This window comes from Saccharopolyspora hirsuta (genome assembly GCF_008630535.1).
GTDB lineage: Bacteria > Actinomycetota > Actinomycetes > Mycobacteriales > Pseudonocardiaceae > Saccharopolyspora > Saccharopolyspora hirsuta.
Genome location: NZ_VWPH01000015.1, coordinates 46,809 through 63,617, shown reverse-complemented (window position 1 = coordinate 63,617; position 16,809 = coordinate 46,809). Strand labels below are relative to the sequence as shown.

The 16,809-nt window shown below is 73.1% G+C and carries 13 protein-coding genes and 1 riboswitch; of the genes, 11 read left to right on the top strand and 2 right to left on the bottom strand.

The genetic code is table 11. The annotated features are described in order from the left end of the window. On the top strand, window positions 1-1,539 hold the full coding sequence (locus F1721_RS28110; RefSeq protein ID WP_211840658.1) for an aldehyde dehydrogenase (NADP(+)): 1,539 nt from the start codon (window positions 1-3) through the stop codon (window positions 1,537-1,539). Between the two features lie 399 nt (window positions 1,540-1,938). Beyond that, window positions 1,939-3,276, top strand: a complete 1,338-nt coding sequence (gene gudD / locus F1721_RS28105; RefSeq protein WP_150069815.1) for a glucarate dehydratase — start codon at window positions 1,939-1,941, stop codon at window positions 3,274-3,276. A gap of 62 nt (window positions 3,277-3,338) precedes the next feature. Here gudD and lexA read toward each other — a convergent pair whose 3' ends face one another. Further along, the gene (lexA, locus tag F1721_RS28100) at window positions 3,339-3,995 is read right to left on the bottom strand and encodes a transcriptional repressor LexA (protein ID WP_150069814.1); all 657 of its coding nucleotides are present in this window, start codon (window positions 3,993-3,995) and stop codon (window positions 3,339-3,341) included. Between the two features lie 106 nt (window positions 3,996-4,101). Continuing rightward, window positions 4,102-4,273: riboswitch (cobalamin riboswitch) on the top strand. Window positions 4,274-4,498: 225 nt separating this feature from the next. Between lexA and F1721_RS28095 the strand changes: the two genes are divergently transcribed. From F1721_RS28095 to F1721_RS28055, 9 genes are all read left to right on the top strand, one after another. Then, a complete protein-coding gene (locus F1721_RS28095) occupies window positions 4,499-6,016 on the top strand; it encodes an ABC transporter substrate-binding protein (protein WP_150069813.1) in 1,518 nt (505 codons plus the stop codon). After that, window positions 6,016-6,963, top strand: coding sequence for an ABC transporter permease (locus F1721_RS28090; protein WP_150069812.1), 948 nt, complete (start codon window positions 6,016-6,018; stop codon window positions 6,961-6,963). Before F1721_RS28095 ends, F1721_RS28090 begins: the two co-directional genes overlap by 1 nt. After that, window positions 6,960-7,742 carry an ABC transporter permease gene (locus F1721_RS28085; protein WP_170301632.1) on the top strand — a complete coding sequence of 261 codons (783 nt, stop codon included), beginning with the start codon at window positions 6,960-6,962 and terminating at the stop codon, window positions 7,740-7,742. Before F1721_RS28090 ends, F1721_RS28085 begins: the two co-directional genes overlap by 4 nt. Before the next feature lie 197 nt (window positions 7,743-7,939). Further along, the gene (locus F1721_RS28080; protein ID WP_150069811.1) at window positions 7,940-9,466 is read left to right on the top strand and encodes an ABC transporter ATP-binding protein; all 1,527 of its coding nucleotides are present in this window, start codon (window positions 7,940-7,942) and stop codon (window positions 9,464-9,466) included. Continuing rightward, the gene (locus F1721_RS28075; RefSeq protein WP_150069810.1) at window positions 9,463-10,209 is read left to right on the top strand and encodes a class I SAM-dependent methyltransferase; all 747 of its coding nucleotides are present in this window, start codon (window positions 9,463-9,465) and stop codon (window positions 10,207-10,209) included. Before F1721_RS28080 ends, F1721_RS28075 begins: the two co-directional genes overlap by 4 nt. A gap of 66 nt (window positions 10,210-10,275) precedes the next feature. After that, on the top strand, window positions 10,276-11,403 hold the full coding sequence (locus F1721_RS28070; protein WP_246155362.1) for a magnesium and cobalt transport protein CorA: 1,128 nt from the start codon (window positions 10,276-10,278) through the stop codon (window positions 11,401-11,403). Window positions 11,404-11,931: 528 nt separating this feature from the next. Beyond that, window positions 11,932-14,280, top strand: a complete 2,349-nt coding sequence (locus F1721_RS28065) for a xanthine dehydrogenase family protein molybdopterin-binding subunit (protein WP_170301631.1) — start codon at window positions 11,932-11,934, stop codon at window positions 14,278-14,280. Next, window positions 14,277-15,125, top strand: a complete 849-nt coding sequence (locus F1721_RS28060; protein WP_150069808.1) for an FAD binding domain-containing protein — start codon at window positions 14,277-14,279, stop codon at window positions 15,123-15,125. Before F1721_RS28065 ends, F1721_RS28060 begins: the two co-directional genes overlap by 4 nt. Further along, window positions 15,118-15,603: a (2Fe-2S)-binding protein gene (locus F1721_RS28055; RefSeq protein ID WP_150069807.1), complete on the top strand. Its 486-nt coding sequence runs from the start codon at window positions 15,118-15,120 to the stop codon at window positions 15,601-15,603. The genes F1721_RS28060 and F1721_RS28055 overlap by 8 nt, the downstream gene beginning before the upstream one ends. Window position 15,604: 1 nt before the next feature. Here the strand turns inward: F1721_RS28055 and F1721_RS28050 are convergent, their stop codons facing one another. After that, complete coding sequence (locus tag F1721_RS28050) at window positions 15,605-16,762, bottom strand: NAD(P)/FAD-dependent oxidoreductase (protein ID WP_211840657.1); 1,158 nt, start codon at window positions 16,760-16,762, stop codon at window positions 15,605-15,607. Window positions 16,763-16,809 lie beyond the last annotated feature (47 nt).

The window sequence follows — 16,809 nt, the reverse complement described above, 5'->3', positions numbered from 1 at the left end:
ATGACGCAACCCACCGGACGGATGCTGATCGCCGGGACCGAGGTCTTCGGGACGGGCGGGAAGGTCCGCGCGATCGACCCGAGCACCGGCGACGAGCTGGAACCCGCCTTCGGGCACGGCGGGGCCGACGAGGTCGACCGGGCGTGCGCCGCCGCCCGCGAGGCCTTCCCCGCCTACCGGGGGCTTCCCGACGCGAAGCGCGCGGAGCTGCTGGAGCGGATCGCGGACCGGATCGAGTCGCTCGGGGACGCGCTGATCGAACGCGCCCACCGCGAGACCGGCCTCCCCGTCGCCCGCCTGACCGGCGAGCGCGGGCGCACCACCGGTCAGCTGCGGCTGTTCGCCGAGGTCGTGCGGGAGGGCAGCTGGGCCGGGGTGCGCGTCGACCCGGCCCTGCCCGACCGGAAACCCTTGCCGCGCAGCGACATCCGGCAGCGCAAGATCCCGCTCGGCCCGGTCGCGGTGTTCGGCGCGAGCAACTTCCCGCTGGCCTTCTCCGTCGCGGGCGGGGACACCGCCGCTGCGCTCGCGGCGGGCTGCCCGGTCGTGGTCAAGGGCCACGACGCCCACCCCGGCACCTCGGAGCTGGTCGCGCGGGCGGTGACCGGCGCGGTGGCCGACCTCGGCCTGCCGCCCGGCACCTTCTCGCTGCTGTTCGGCTCCGGACCGGACCTGGGCATCCGCCTGGTCACCGACCCGCGCATCCAGGCCGTCGGGTTCACCGGGTCGCGCTCCGGCGGGCTGGCGATCGTGGCCGCCGCCCAGGCGCGCCCGCAGCCGATCCCGGTGTACGCCGAGATGAGCAGCACGAACCCGGTGTTCCTGCTGCCCGGCGCGCTGGCGGAGCGGGGCGCGGAGATCGCCGACGGGTTCGTCGCCTCGCTCACGCTGGGATCCGGGCAGTTCTGCACCAACCCGGGCCTGGTGCTCGCGGTCGACGGGCCGGACCTGCGGGCCTTCCTGGAGGCGGCTGGCGCGGCGGTCGCTGCGAGCCGGGCGACCACGATGCTCACGCCGAACATCGCGCGCAGCTACGCCGACGGCGTGGCCGCGCTCTCGGCCCACCCCGCGGTGGAGGTGCTGGCCAGGGGTGCGGAGACCGACCTGCCGAACGCCTGCCAGCCGGCCCTGCTGGCCACCGATGCCGACAGCTTCACCTCGGACGTCGCCCTGCAGCAGGAGGTCTTCGGCGCGTGCTCGCTGGTCGTCCGCTGCCGCGACGCGGCGCAGGTGCGGGCGGTGGCCGAAGGCCTGGAGGGCCAGTTGACCGCCACGGTGCACGCCGCCGACGGCGACCGCGCCGAGGCCGCGGAGCTGCTGCCGGTGCTGGAGCTGAAGGCCGGGCGGATCCTGTTCAACGGCTGGCCGACCGGGGTCGAGGTGGGGCACGCGATGGTCCACGGTGGACCGTTCCCCGCGACCTCGGACTCCCGCACCACCTCGGTCGGCACCCTCGCCATCGAGCGGTTCCTGCGCCCGGTTGCCTACCAGGACGTCCCCGCTTCGCTGCTGCCCAGCGCGATCGCCGACCGGGGGTGAGGCGATCTCAATGAGGTTTTCCAACCTCGTTCTGAGTGGCGGTGCAAGTGGCGGAACCTCAGCGCCCGCCTGGACTCCGGGTGCCCTGACTGATGTATGACCCGATACACGGCGTCAGGGCCGTCCTCGCCGGAAGGAACCCCAGAGGGGTGGGCACCGTGAACCCGCGGCGGTGCAAGCTGCAAGGGTGGGCTATGCGCCTGCGGCGCATGCGACACCTGCCGACCGGTGCCGTTCGCCCTTCGCAGCTGCGGTCCACAGACAGGATGAACAAGTTCAATGGAAATCAGATCTCCGATTTCCATTGAAATCGCCGGAATCACCCTCCGCCCGGGCGTGTCGGACGTCCGATCCACCGGAGGACCGACCCGCCAGCCGATACCGAGCACGGAGGAACGCATGACGCAGAAGCAGCCCGTGGTCACCGCGATGCGGGTGGTCCCGGTCGCCGGGCACGACAGCATGCTGCTCAACCTCAGCGGGGCCCACGCCCCGCACTTCACCCGGAACCTGGTGATCCTCACCGACTCCGAGGGCCGGACCGGGGTCGGCGAGGTGCCCGGCGGCGAACCCATCCGCCGCACCCTCGAGGACGCGGCGGAGCTGGTCGTCGGGCAGCGGACCGGCCGGGTGCGCTCGGTCCTCAACGAGGTGCGCACCCGGTTCGCCGACCGCGACTCGGGCGGCCGCGGGGTGCAGACCTTCGACCTGCGCGTCACCGTCCACGCCGTCACCGCGATCGAGGCGGCCCTGCTCGACCTGCTCGGCCAGCACCTGGAGGTGCCGGTGGCCGAGCTGCTCGGCGACGGCCAGCAGCGGCAGCAGGTGCCGGTGCTCGGCTACCTGTTCTTCATCGGCGACCGGCAGCGGACCGACCTCCCCTACCGGGCCCCGGCCGACGAACCCGACGACGACTGGCTGCGCCTGCGCCACGAGGAGGCCATGACCCCGGAGTCGGTGGTGCGGCTGGCGGAGGCGGCGCAGCAGCGCTACGGGTTCCGGGACTTCAAGCTCAAGGGCGGTGTCCTGCCCGGTCCGGCCGAAGCCGAGGTGGTCACCGCGCTGGCCCGGCGGTTCCCCGACGCCCGGATCACCCTCGACCCCAACGGCGCGTGGCAGCTGGCCGAGGCGATCGACATCGGCCGCGCCCTGCGCGACGTGCTCGCCTACGCCGAAGATCCGTGCGGCGCGGAAGGCGGCTACTCCGGCCGCGAGACGATGGCGGAGTTCCGCCGCGCGACGGGACTCCCCACCGCCACCAACATGATCGCCACCGACTGGCGGCAGCTGCACCACGCGGTGCGCGCGGGCGCGGTGGACATCCCGCTGGCCGACCCGCACTTCTGGACGATGAGCGGATCGGTGCGGGTGGCCCAGCTCTGCCACGACTGGGGCCTGACCTGGGGTTCGCACTCCAACAACCACTTCGACGTGTCGCTGGCGATGTTCACCCACGTCGCGGCGGCCGCGCCCGGCGAGATCACCGCGATCGACACGCACTGGATCTGGCAGGACGGCCAGCGCCTCACCCGCGACCCGCTGCGCATCACCGACGGCCTGCTGCCGGTCCCGACCGCACCGGGCCTGGGCGTGGAGCTGGACATGGACCGCGTGGAAGCCGCCCACGAGCTCTACCTGGAGCAGGGGCTGGGCGCCCGCGACGACGCGGCGGCGATGCAGTACCTGGTGCCGGGCTGGACCTTCGACCCCAAGCGCCCCGCCCTGGAGCGGGACTAGCCGTCCGCGGGGGTCGTGAGTGCGAACCCGTGCTGGAACACTGTTACGCGCTCACGACCGGGTCAGACGCTGCGCAGGACCGAGACGACGATGCCCAGGACGACCGCGTTGTCGCCGTCGATGACCTCGTAGGCCGGGTTCCGGGGTTCGAGCAGGACGTGGCCGTTGCGGCGGCGGTAGACCTTCACCGTCGCCTCGTCGTCGATCATCGCCGCCACGATCTGGCCGGAGTGCGCCTCCTGCTGCTGGCGGACCACCACGATGTCGCCGTCGCAGATCGCCGCGTCGACCATCGAATCGCCGCGCACCCGCAGGCCGAACACGTTGCCCCGGCCGGTGAGCTCGCGGGGCAGGCTCATCACGTCGTCGAGGTGCTCGTCCGCGGTGATCGGGGTGCCCGCCGCGATGTCGCCGACCACCGGCACCGGCACCGAGGCCGCGTCGTCGCGCGCCGCCGACGGCCGGAGGAACGCCCGGACGTCCATCGGGCGGGACACCGTCGCGCTGCGGCGCAGGAATCCCTTCTCCTCCAAGGCGTTCAGGTGCTTCGACACCGAGGACGAGGAGCGCAGGCCGACCGCCTCGCCGATCTGGCGGGTGCTCGGCGAATAGCCGTAGCGGTTCACCCAGTCCTGGATCGCGGCCAGGATGCGCTGCTGGCGCAGCGGCAGTTCCGAGGCGTCCAGGTGCTCGAAGGCGTCGAAGTCGTAGGCGGCCACGCCCGAATGGTAGAGGTCAGCGCCGCCACCCGGAGCACTGCCCCGGTCCCGGGCGTGATCTCGCCCCGCCGCCCTTGACACCCACCCCGGCCGGTGCCAACGTCGCCGCTGGAGTTCATGCGACGGTGCGCAGGAAGCCGGTGCGAATCCGGCACGGTCCCGCCACTGTGAACGGGGAGCTGTCGCCACCCGCGCCACTGCCGCTCGCGCGGCGGGAAGGCAGGCGAGCAGCGTCGATCCGCGAGTCAGGAGACTGACGCCGTCGTGCCGATTCGCTCGGGGTCGCGGAGCCCCGGAGGAGGTGCGGAACATGCAGCTGCGCGCTGCTCACGATCTCGCCGTCGGGCATCGACCTTCACCGCTCGTGTCGTAACACCGGCCCTGCCGACGCGCGCTGACCTGCACTCCCCCACGTCCTGGACCAGGAGCTCCGGGCGGCGCATCTGGAAACGACCGTCCAACGTGTCCTGATCGCCAGCCGGGACCGCGGGGAGGGGAACTCGATGATCACCGTCAACCGGCGGACGCTGCTCAAAGGGGCGCTGGGGTCGCTCGCCGTCGCTTCGCTCACGGGCTGCGGCGGCGGTGGCGCACCGGACGGGCGGCTGCGCGCGGCGTTTCCGACCGGCGGCGCGAAGGAATCGCTCGACCCGCACACCAGCTCGCTGTTCGTCGACCAGGCCCGGGCGAAGGCGCTGTTCGACACGCTGGTCGGCTACGCCGACGACATGAGCGTCGTGCCGCGGCTGGCCGAGTCGTGGGAGCCCGACGCCACCGGCACCCGGTGGTCGATCCGGCTGCGCGCGGCCCGCTTCCACGACAACCGCCCGGTCACCGCCGAGGACGTGCTCTACAGCTACCGCCGCATCGCCGATCCGGCCACGTCCTCGCCCGCCCGCAAGCAGTTCCTCGACGTCGACTTCGCGGCCAGCCGGGCGCGGTCGGCCACCGAGCTGGAGCTCGTGCTGCACGCCCCGAACTTCGAGTTCCCGTCGGCGTGGGGCGCCCCGGCGACCGAGATCGTCCCGGCCCGGACCAGCGACTTCACCGCGCCGGTCGGCTCTGGCCCGTTCCGGTTCGGCTCCTTCCGGCCCGGGCAGCCCGCCGTGTTCCGCCGCTTCGACGGGTACTGGGCGGGTGCTCCGGCGCTCGCCGAGCTGGAGTTCGTGCCCGTCAACGACGAGAGCGCCCGCGTCGCGGCGCTGCTGTCCGGCCAGGTGCACTACATCCACGACATCAGCGCGAACTCCGCGCAGCTGGTGCACGGCGACGGGCGGGCGCAGCTGCTCGCCGCGCCGCACGGGACCATGCAGGCGGTGGCGCTCAAGGTCGACCGCGCGCCGTTCGACGATCCGCGTCTGGTGCAGGCCGTCCTGTCCGGTGTGGACCGGGAGGCGCTGGTCTCGGTGGCGCTCAGCGGGCACGGGCAGGTCGGCAACGACCTGTTCGGCAAGGGGCTCGAGCACTACCCGCCGGACCTGCCGCAGCGGGAGCGCGACGTCGACCGCGCCCGGTCGCTGGTGCGGGAGGCCGGGCTGGAGGGCCTCGAGTTCGAGCTGCTCACCAGCTCGGTCGACCCGTGCTTCGAGTCCGCCTCGACGCTGATCGCCCAGCAGCTGGCCGAGGTCGGGCTGCGGGTCACCGCGCGGATCGGCCCGGCGGAGACCTACTTCAGCGACATCCGCACCAACGGCGTCGCCGCCCTCACCCGGACCGCGCCGCTGCCGCTGACGACGTTCCTGGCCGAGCGGATGCGCAGCGGTGCGGGCACCAACAACTACACCGGCTACCGGTCGCCGGAGTTCGACGGGCTGTTCCACCGGGCGATGAGCACAGTGGACGGAACCGAGCGGTCGCGGCTGCTCGGCGACGCCCAGCGCCTGGCGCGGGAGGAGAGCGGGCTGCTCGTGTGGGGCTTCAGCGACTGGAACGTGGCGGTGTCCAGCGCGGTGTCCGGGATCCGGGCGGCCCCGCCCAACTCGCTGGACTGGGCGCGCTTCGAGCGGGCGTCGCTGGGCTGATGGCGGCGCTGGTGCTGCGGCGGCTGGTGGTCGCCGCGCTGCAGCTCGCCGCGGTGGCGGTCACCGTCTTCGCGCTCACCTCGCTGCTGCCCGGTGACACGGCGGTGGTCGTGCTCGGCGAGCACGCGACCGACGAGCAGATCGCGGTGCTACGCGAGCAGTTGCAGCTGGACCGACCGGTGTGGGAGCGGTTCCTGGACTGGCTGGGTGGCGCGGTGCGCGGCGACCTGGGGACCTCGCTGCTGACCGGCGTCCCGGTCACCGACGAGATCGCCCGCGGGTTCGCCACCACCGCGGTGCTGGCGCTGCTCGCGCTGGCGGTGGTGGTCCCGCTGGCCGTGGCGGTCGGCGTCACGACCGGGATGCGCCGGGGGTCCCGCCTGGACCGGGCGCTCAACAGCGCGATCGTCCTGCTCAACTCGGTGCCCGAGTTCGCCCTCGCGCTGCTGCTCGTCGCCCTGTTCTCGGTCCACCTCGGCTGGCTGCCCGCCACCGCGGCCGGTACCTCCGGGTGGGCGCTCCTCGAACAGCCCGCGGTGCTCGTCCTGCCGGTCGGGGTGCTGGTGTGCAAGCAGCTCTGCGCCCTGGCGCGCCAGATCCGCATCGGGGTGGCCGAAGCGGACGGCGCCGAGTACGCGTTGCACGTCCGCCTGCACGGCCTGCCCGAACGCACCGTGCTGTTCCGGCACGTGCTGCCCAACGGGCTGGCCCCGGCGGTGCAGCAGCTGGCCCGGGCGGTCGACGGGCTGCTCGGCGGCGTCGTGGTCGTGGAAGCCGTCTTCGCCCTGCCCGGCATGGGCTCCGGCTTCATCAACGCGGTCATGGCCCGCGACCTGCCCGCGGTGCAGGGCTACGCGCTGGTGTTCGCCGCCACCACGATCACCCTGAACCTGGCCGCCGACCTCGCATCCCACCGGCTCGTCCCGCAACGCGAGGTGGTCACGTGAAACGCCCTTCGGTCGTCCTCGGGTCGGTGCTGCTCGGTGTTCCCGTGCTGATCGCGCTGGCCGGGCCGCTGCTGGCCGGTTCCGTGCAGTCCGCGGCCGCACCGCTGCAGCCGCCCGGCGCGGACTTCCCGCTGGGCACCGACGTTCTCGGCCGCGACGTCCTGGCGCTCGCGCTCAGCGGTGGTGCCTCGATCGTGGCGCTGACCGGGGCCTCGCTGCTGCTGTCCTACCTGGTCGGAGTGCCGTTGGCGCTGCTCGTCGCGAACCGCTGGGCCGACGGGGTCCTGGTGCGGGTGCTCGACTTCCTGCTCGCGCTCCCCGGGCTCCTGGTGCTGATGGTGCTGGCCGCTGCCGGGTGGCGCGGCGCGGTGACGCTGGCGCTGGCCATCGCCCTGCTCCAGCTGCCCGCCGTGGTGCGGCTCGTCCGCAGCGCCGCCCTGGCGCCCGGCTGCCGCGCGGCGGTGGAGGCGATGACGATGCAGGGCGAGCCGTGGTGGCGGATCCACCTCGGCTACGTCGGGCGGTGCGCGCTGGGCCCGGTCCTGGTCGACGCCGGGACCCGGTTGAGCCTGGTGCTCTACCTGCTGGCGTCGGCGAACTTCCTGGGCCTCGGGCTCGCGCCCTCGGCCAGCGACTGGGCCGTTCTGGTCGAGCGCAACAAGGAGGCCCTCTTCCTGCAACCGCTGGCGGTCCTGGTCCCGGCCGGGCTGCTCGTCTCGCTGTGCACGGGCATCAACCTGCTGCTGGACCACGCGCTCGCGCGCAGGGACGAGGTCTGAATGCAGGCCGCTGGCACCCCGGCGCGCGGCAACGGTGCCGGGCGGGACCCCGATGAGCTCCGTTTCCGCTGCTCAGGTCCCGTGAGTACTTCGTGGGGCTATGGCCCCGGAAAGCGCTCACGGGCCACCACCGGCGAAAACGGCGTGCTGGAAGGCTGTTTCGCGCGGAAGGGCCACGTCTCTGGAGGCGGGAGCCGATGAACGCACCTCTCCTCAGCGCACGAGGTCTGCGCGCCTTCGTCGGCACGCGCAGCCTGCTGGCCGAGGTCGACGTGGAGCTTCGGCCGGGCGAGGTCACCGCGGTGCTCGGCGAGTCCGGCAGCGGCAAGACGACGTTGGGCCTGGCTCTGCAGGGCGAGAGCCGTCGCGGCGTCGCGCTGGCCGGGACCGTCGAGCTGCGCGGCACCGATCTGATCGGGGTTCCCGCAGCTCAGCGCAGAGCCGCCCGCGCAGGCGTCATCGGCTATCTCCCGCAGCACCCCGCCGCAGCGCTCAACCCGCTCCGCAAGGTCGGTCGCGTGATGGCCGAGCTGGCGCGCGCCCCCGAGGCGATACCCGAGGCGTTGGAAGCCGCCAGGTTCGACGCAGCGCTCCTCGACCGCTACCCGCACCAGCTCTCCGGCGGGCAGCAGCAGCGGGCGGTGCTGGCGCAGGCCGTGCTCAACCGCCCGGACGTGCTCGTGCTCGACGAACCGGCGACCGGGCTCGACGCCATCACCAAGTCCGAAGCCGTCGAGGCGCTGTCCAGGATGTCCGGCCGGGGCACCGCGATCCTGCTGCTCACCCACGACCTCGGCCTGGTGCGCCGGACCGCCGACACCGTCCTGGTGCTGCACGACGGCCGGATCGTCGAGCGCGGCCAGCACGTGCTGACGGCTCCCACCCACGAACACACCCGAGCCCTGCTCGCCGCCGAACCCCGCCCACCCGCAGCCGCGGACACCGAACCCGCGGAGGGCGGGCTGCGGGCGAGCGGGCTCAGCAAGGTCGCGAAGAACGGCGACCGCCTGCTGGACGGGATCGACCTCGCGGTCCCGCCCGGCCGGTGCGTCGCGGTCGTCGGGCGGTCCGGTTCGGGCAAGACGACGCTCGCCCGCTGCCTCGCCGGGCTGACCCGGCCGAGCGCCGGTCGGGTGCTGCTCGACGGCGTCGCCCTGGCCGCCGACGTCCGGCACCGGGGCAGGCGGACGCAGGTGCAGTACATCCACCAGGACGCCAGGGCGTCCTTCGACGAGTTCCGCCCGGTCCTCGCCCAGATCGCCCGGACGGCGCGGCTGACGCGCGGCGTCTCCACCGCGCAGGCCCGCACCGAGGCCGAACAGGTACTCGCATCGGTCGGCCTGGAACGGGCGCAGGCGGACCGCCGCCCGGCCGCCCTCTCCGGCGGTCAGCTGCAACGCGCGGCGGTGGCCCGCGCGCTGCTCGCGGAACCCGCGGTGATCATCTGCGACGAGATCACCACCGGCCAGGACCTGATCCACCGCGCCGAGCTGCTCGACCTGCTCGCCGCGACGCTGCGCACCACGTCCGCGGGAATGGTGCTGATCAGCCACGACCTGGGCGCGGTCGCCGCGCTCGCCGACGAGGTCCACGTGCTCGACGCGGGCCGCTGCGTCGAACACGCCCCCACCGCAGCGCTTCTCGCCCGACCGCGGACTGCGGTAGCACGCTCCCTGGTGGACAGTGCTGACCTGGCACGCGGAAGAACGGAGGAACCCGGATGACCGACCCCCGCGCCCTGGCCGCCGTCCGCGACAACTGGCAGCAGCGAGCACCCGCCTACGACCGCTTCTACCAGAACTACCCCGAGCACAAGCGCGACGAGTGGCGGGCGGCCTACCGGCGGATCATCGACGACCTGTGCGGCGACCGGCCGCTGCGGGTGCTCGACGTCGGCACCGGGACCGGGTTCCTGTCCACCCTGCTGGCCGAGCTCGGCCACCACGTCACCGGGGTCGACCCCGCCACCGCGATGCTCGACCGCGCCCGCGCGGCCACCCGCGGGATGGACGTGCGTCTGGTGGCCTGCGGCGCGCACGACGTCGGCACCCTCGGCGAGGAGTTCGACCTGGTGACCGCGCGATACGTGCTGTGGACGCTGCCCGCCCCCGTCGCCGCCCTGCGCGCGTGGCGGGAGGTCCTGGCACCGGACGGCGCGGTGCTGCTCGCCGACGGCCGCTGGCACTCCTGGCAGCACGACCTGCGCCGCGCGGTCGACTCGCTGCGCCCGGGCGCCGACCACGGCTTCCTGTGGCGGCTGGCGCGCGACTACGCCCGCATCGGCCATGCCACGCCGCACTGGGCGGGCCTCACCGCTCAGCGCACCCGCGCCCTGCTGGCCACGAGCGGCTTCCGCAGCGGCACCCGGTACGACCACCTCCTGCCCGCGCACGCGCACCCGGTGAGCACGGACTTCTTCATCCTGGGGAGCAAGCCGGAACGGCGGACCCGGGGCTCCGCTGGGTAGGCTTTCCCACGATCGTGGACGGCGAGGTCTTCGGCCAAAGCCTGCTCCGACATCCAGGAGGTTCTCGTGCCCGAATGGCGTCCCCGGTCGCTGCGCAAGCCCCGGCGAACCGAGCCCGAAGCGCCCGAGCACTCGATGGACCCGCGTTCGGAGGACGAGCGACCGCTGGCCGACCGGCCGCTGATCGACACCGCGATCTACCGCGACGGCGTCCGGATCGCCACCCCGGCGAGCCTGGCCGAGACCTACCGGCAGCTGCGCCGCGAGCCCGGCACGATGGCGTGGATCGGGCTGTACCGACCGGCCGAGGAGGAGCTGCAGGCCGCGGCCGAGGAGTTCGACCTGCACAAGCTGGCCGTCGAGGACGCGATCGTCGCGCACCAGCGGCCGAAGATCGAGCGCTACGGCGACACGCTGTTCGTGGTGCTGCGCGCCGCGACCTACGTGGACGAGGCCGAGGAGGTCAGCTTCGGCGAGCTGCACCTGTTCATCGGCACCAACTTCGTGCTCACCGTCCGCCACGGCCAGTCCCCCGACATGTCGGCGGTCCGCCGGCGCATGGAGGAGGACCCCGACCTGCTGCGCCGCGGCCCCGAGGCGGTGCTGTACGCGGTCCTGGACAACGTCGTGGACGGCTACGCCCCGGTGATCGCCGGGCTGCAGAACGACATCGACGAGATCGAGACCGAGGTCTTCCAGACCGAGCCGCACGTGTCGCGGCGCATCTACGAGCTGACCCGCGAGGTCATCGAGTTCCAGCGCGCCACGCAGCCGCTGCTGGGCATCCTGCGCAACCTGGAAGCGGGGTTCAACAAGTACGGCATCGACGAGGAGCTGCAGCGCTACCTGCGCGACGTGGCCGACCACGCCACCACGGTCGGCGAGCGCGCGGAGGGCTTCCGGCAGCTGCTGGACAAGATCCTGACCGTCAACGCCACGCTGGTCACCCAGGCGCAGAACGAGGAGATGCAGAAGATGACCGAGGCCAGCCTCGCCCAGAACGAGGAGGTGAAGAAGATCTCGGCCTGGGCGGCGATCCTGTTCGCCCCCACCCTGATCGGCACGGTCTACGGCATGAACTTCGACCTGATGCCGGAACTGCACTGGAACCTCGGCTACCCGTTCGCGGTAGTCCTGATGCTGGCGGTCTGCCTGAGCCTCTACACGATCTTCAAACGCCGAAACTGGCTCTGATAGCGCCGCAGTACCGCCTCTCCGCGATTCACAGTGGTGGTCGCGTTCTGCATTGATCTCGCGTTGCGTGGTTTCCGTGGCTGGGTTGCGTCACGTTCCCCTTAGGTGCGGTTGGGCACCGGGTTGGCACAGGTCGTGGCGAGCGCGTCCATCCCCAGGGCCACCACGGTCGCCCGCGCCACCCGGGCCACTACCACGGCCGTGCGCGAAGCGGCGAACCTCACGCGATTTCGATTGAAATTGCCTGCTGCGCCACCGCAGGCTCCGTCGACAACGACGCAATTTCGATTGAAATCGCTGCACCGCGCAAAGCAGCCACCCACCGCTTTGAACCCAAACCCAACCCCCTCCCCAACCGGACCTCTCCGCCCCGACCTCACCCGCTATCACCACCGATCCCCAGGTCACCGCACCATCACCGCCGTCCTTCCGGTGGATTGCGCGGGGTCCACCGGTGCAGCACCCTTGCCGAGGAATCGCCCCTGTTGCCCGGCAGCAGGCGGGATGCCGCGGCGACCGGGAGGCCGGATGCAGAGCACACGCCCGACGCTGATCGGCGCACGCGTGCCCCGGATCGAGGACGACCGCCTCCTGACCGGCCGCGGCCGGTACATCGCCGACGTGGTGCGACCTGGCATGGTCGAGGCCGCGTTCGTCCGCAGCGAGCTGCCGCACGCCGAAGTGCGCGCCGTCGACACCTCCGCAGCGCTGGGATCACCAGGTGTGCACGCCGCGTTCAGCGGCGCGGACCTGCCCATCGGCCCCCTCCCCGACCTGGTCGAGTGGGTGCGCCCGGTCCGGCAGTCCCTGCTGGCGCACGAGCGGGTCCGCTACGTCGGATGTCCGCTGGCGGTGGTGGTCGCCGACGACCGCTACCTCGCCGAGGACGCCGCCGAGCTCGTTGACGTCGAGCTCGAACCACTGCCCACCGTTGCCACCGCTGATGCGGCGCTGGCCGCCGACGCGCCGCTGCTCTACCCGGAGTGGGGCGACAACCTGCTGCTCTCGATGGCACCGGAGAACCCGGCCGTGGACGCGGCGTTCGAGCGCTTCCGCACGATCAGCGGCACCTACACCACGCAGCGCCACGCGGCCGCTCCGCTGGAAACGCGCGGGGTGGTGGCCGAGCACGACGGCGACCGGCTCACCGTGTGGATCTCCACCCAGGCCGCGCACCTGGTGCGCACGATGCTGGCCGGCGTGCTCGGCCTGGCCGAGCGGGACGTCCGGGTGATCACGCCCGACGTCGGGGGCGGCTTCGGCCAGAAGAACCAGCTGTACCCCGAGGACTACCTGGTGCCGTGGCTGGCGATGCGGCTGCGCCGCCCGGTCCGCTGGATCGAGGACCGCCACGAGCACCTGCTGACCTCCTGCCACGCCCGGGACACGCGCATCGAGCTGTCCGCGGCGGTCCGCGAGGACGGCACCATCGCGGCGCTGCGCGGACGGGTGCGCACCGACCTCGGCTCCGGGGAGGCGTTCCCGGGCGGCTTCGGCCCGAGCCTGGTGGCGGTCGGGTCGCTGTGCGGGCCGTACCGGATCCCGCACCAGTGCGTGGCGGTCGAGGGCGTGGTCACCAACAAGACCCCGCTCGGCGGCTACCGCGGTTACGGCATGCCGGAGGGCACCTTCGCGATCGAGCGGTTGGTGGACAAGATCGGCCGCGAGCTGGGCATCGATCCGCTCGACCTGCGCCGCCGGATGATCCTCGACCCGGACGACCTGCCGTACGAGACCGCCGCGGGCGCGCGGCTGGATTCCGGCAGCCACCGCGCGGCTTTCGAACGGGCGGTGGAGATCGGCGAGCGGATGCTGGCGGAGGAGCGCGAGCGCGCCGAGCCGGGCGCGCACCTGGGCGTCGGGTACGCCACCTACATCGAGGGGGTGGCCGCCAGCGCCTTCTCCGTCACCGGAATCCGCAGCGGCCAGGACTCGGCGGACCTGCGCTTCGACCCCGACGGCGGGGTCACCGTCGCGGTGGGCATCTCGGCGATGGGCCAGGGCGCGCACACCTCGGTGGCGACCCTCGTCGCCGAGGCGCTGGCCCTGCCGATCGACCAGGTTCGGGTGGTGATGGGCGACACCGACACCGCCCCGTTCGGCCTGGGCAGCTACGCCAGCCGCAGCGCGGTGGTGGCCGGTGGCGCCATCGCGCAGGCCGCGGAAGTGCTGCGGCGCAAGGGAACCGAGATCGCCGCGCACCTGCTGGAGGCCGCGCCGGAGGACCTGGAGCTGGCCGACGGCGGGTTCCAGGTGCGCGGCAGCCCCGGCAGCGCGGTGCCCTGGGCGCAGATCGCCCGGGTGGCGCTGACCCGCACCTTCGAGCTGCCGCCGGGAACCGCCCCGGGCCTGGACGCGCGGGCCAGCTACGAGCCGCCCGGCATCGACCACGGGCCGCGCCCGGACGGCAAGATGAACGCGGCGGCGAACTACACCAACTCCACGCACGCCGCGGTCGTCGAGGTCGATCCCGGCACCGGCGTGGTGCGGGTGCGGCGGTACGCGGCGGTGCACGACTGCGGGCGCGTCATCAACCCGCTCACCGTGGCCGGGCAGATCCACGGCGGGGTCGCGCAGGGCATCGGCGGGGCGCTGCACGAGCAGCTGCCCTACGAGGACGGGCAACCGCTGGCCACCACGTTCGCCGACTACGCGCTGCCCACGGCCGGCGAGATCCCCGACATCACCACCGAGGAGCTGTGCAGCCCGGCGCCCGAGATCCCGTTCGGCATCAAGGGGGCCGGTGAGGCGGGCATCATCGGCCCACCGGCCGCGATCGCGAGCGCCGTCGAGCACGCGCTGGGCGTGACCGGCGTCGACACCACCCCGCTGACCCCGTCGGCGGTGCGTCGGCTGATCGAGGAGGCCCGGTCGTGAAGCCACCGCCGTTCCACTACGCCCGCCCGGACGACCTCGGCGAAGCGGTCCGGCTGCTCGCAGCCGACGAGGACGCGAAAGCGCTGGCGGGCGGCCAGAGCCTGCTGCCGATGATGAACTTCCGCCTGGCCCGGCCGAGCGTCCTGGTCGACATCGCCCGCCTGCCGGAGCTGTCCGGGCTGCGCCGCGAGGACGACGTCCTGGTCATCGGCGCGGGCGTGCCCCAGCGCACCGCCGAGACCGCCCAGCTGGTCCGGGAGACCTGTCCCCTGCTCGGGCTGGCGCTGCGCCACGTCGGGCACCACCAGATCCGCTCCCGGGGCACCGTCGGCGGTTCCCTCGCCCACGCCGACCCGGCGGCCGAGCTGGGCGCGGCGGCCGTCGCGCTGGACGCCGAAGTGGTGGTGACCGGCACCAGCGGCCGCCGCACCGTCCCGGCGGCCGACCTGTTCGTGGCCCCGTTCCAGACCTCGCTGTCCGCCGAGGAGGTCCTCACCGAAGTGCGCCTGCCGATCCGCGACGTGCGCTGCGGATTCGCCGAAATCGGCACGCGTTCGGGCGATTTCGCCATCGCGGGCGTCGCCGCCGTGCTGCACCTCGCCGACGGTGAGGTGACCGAAGCGCGCCTGGTCGGCCTCGGCATCGGCGGCACGGTCCAGCGCCTCCCCAAAGCAGAAGCGGAGCTGCGCGGACATGCGCTCGAAGACGGGGTGATCGACGCCGCGGCCCGAGCCGCCGCCGACGCCACCTCCCCGCCCGACGACCTCCGCGCCGACCCGCGAACCCGACGCGCCGCACTGCGCTCAGCCGTGCAGCGAGCCTTGAAGCAGGTGTCGAATGCCTGAAACCCCGTCCACGAGCAGGGAAATCACGTTGACCGTGAACGGCCGCGAGGTCCGCTGCGCGGTCCCGGTGCGCCGCCTGCTGGTGGACTTCCTCCGCGACGACCTCGGCCACACCGGCACCCACGCGGGCTGCGAGCACGGCGTCTGCGGGGCCTGCACGGTCCTGATCGACGGCGAACCGGCGCGCTCCTGCATCACCCTCGCGGTGCAAGCGGACGGAACCGAGGTGACCACGGTCGAAGGCCTCACCCCGCAGGAGGGCCTGAGCCCCCTGCAGCAGGCCTTCAAGGACTGCCACGGCCTCCAGTGCGGATTCTGCACCCCGGGTTTCCTCACCACCCTCGCCGCGGCCGACCCCGAGGACCACCCCGACGACGAAGCGATCCGAGAACTCCTGTCCGGGAACCTCTGCCGCTGCACGGGCTACCACCACATCGTCGACGCGGTCAACGAGGCCTGGGGCCGGACCCCGGGGTAGGTCAGGCGATCTCCTGGCGGCGGATCCGGGCTTGCTTGGCCATGTTCCAGCCGAGGACTCCGACGGTCCTGCCATCGCGCCGGTACTGGGCCACGAAGCGGCCTTCGGCGAGCGAGCCGTCCACCACCGCGGCTTCCGCGTCCGGCGGGACGGTGCCGTGGACGTGGAGCTTGGCGTCGTACTGGTCGGTCCAGAAGTACGGGACCGGCGTGTACGGGAGGTTCTCGCCCAGGACGTTCGCCGCGACCGCGGTGGCTTGTTCCGTCGCGTTCGTCCGGTTCTCCAGGCGCAGCAACGAGTTCAGCCGTTCGTGCCACCAGCGGGCGACGTCGCCCACCGCGTACACACCCGGCGCTGCGCGGCAGTGCGCGTCGCAGACCACACCGTCGTCGATCTTCAGGCCGCTGTCGGCGAGCCAGGCGGTCTGCGGGGCGGCGCCGATCGCGACCACCACCACGTCGGCGGGCAGCACCTCGCCGCCGCTGAGGTGCACGCCGGTGACCCGGCCGCCTTCGGAGGTGAATCCGTCCACGCCGGTTCCCAGGCGGAGCTCGACGCCGCGCTCCGCGTGCAGGTCGGCGAGGCGCTGCGCGACCAGCGGGCCGAGCTGGGCGGCCATCGGCAGCGGCTGCGGGCCGACCATCGTGACGTCCAGGCCCATCGTGCGGGCCGTGGCGGCGATCTCCGCGCCCAGCACGCCTTCGCCGACGACGACCAGACGGGACGCGGCGAGCAGGCTTTCGCGCAGCGCCGAGGAGTCTTCGAGGGTGCGGAGGACGTGGACGCCGTCCAGGCCGTCCTGCCCGGGCAGCGTCCGGGGCTTCGCTCCGGTGGCGATGACGACGGCGTCGGCGGTCAGGGCCCGGCCGGAGGCGGTCCGCACCGTCCGCGTCGCCGGGTCCAGGCCGACCGCGGCGTCGGCGAGGACGAACTCGGCGTCCAGCGCCGTCAGCGCCGCCTCCGGCCGGAGGTTGGCGCGGTCGGGCTGCCACTCCCCGGAGAGCACCTTCTTCGACAGCGGCGGCCGGTCGTAGGGCAGGTGCCGCTCGGCGCCGAGCACGGTCACCGCACCGTCGTAGCCCCTCCGCCGAAGCGCTTCCACTGTGGACAGACCGGCGGCGGATGCGCCGACCACCAGGACTTCACGCAGCTCGCTCAAGACACCTCGCTCAGCTCGACGGGTCCACCGTGCAGGACCACAATGCC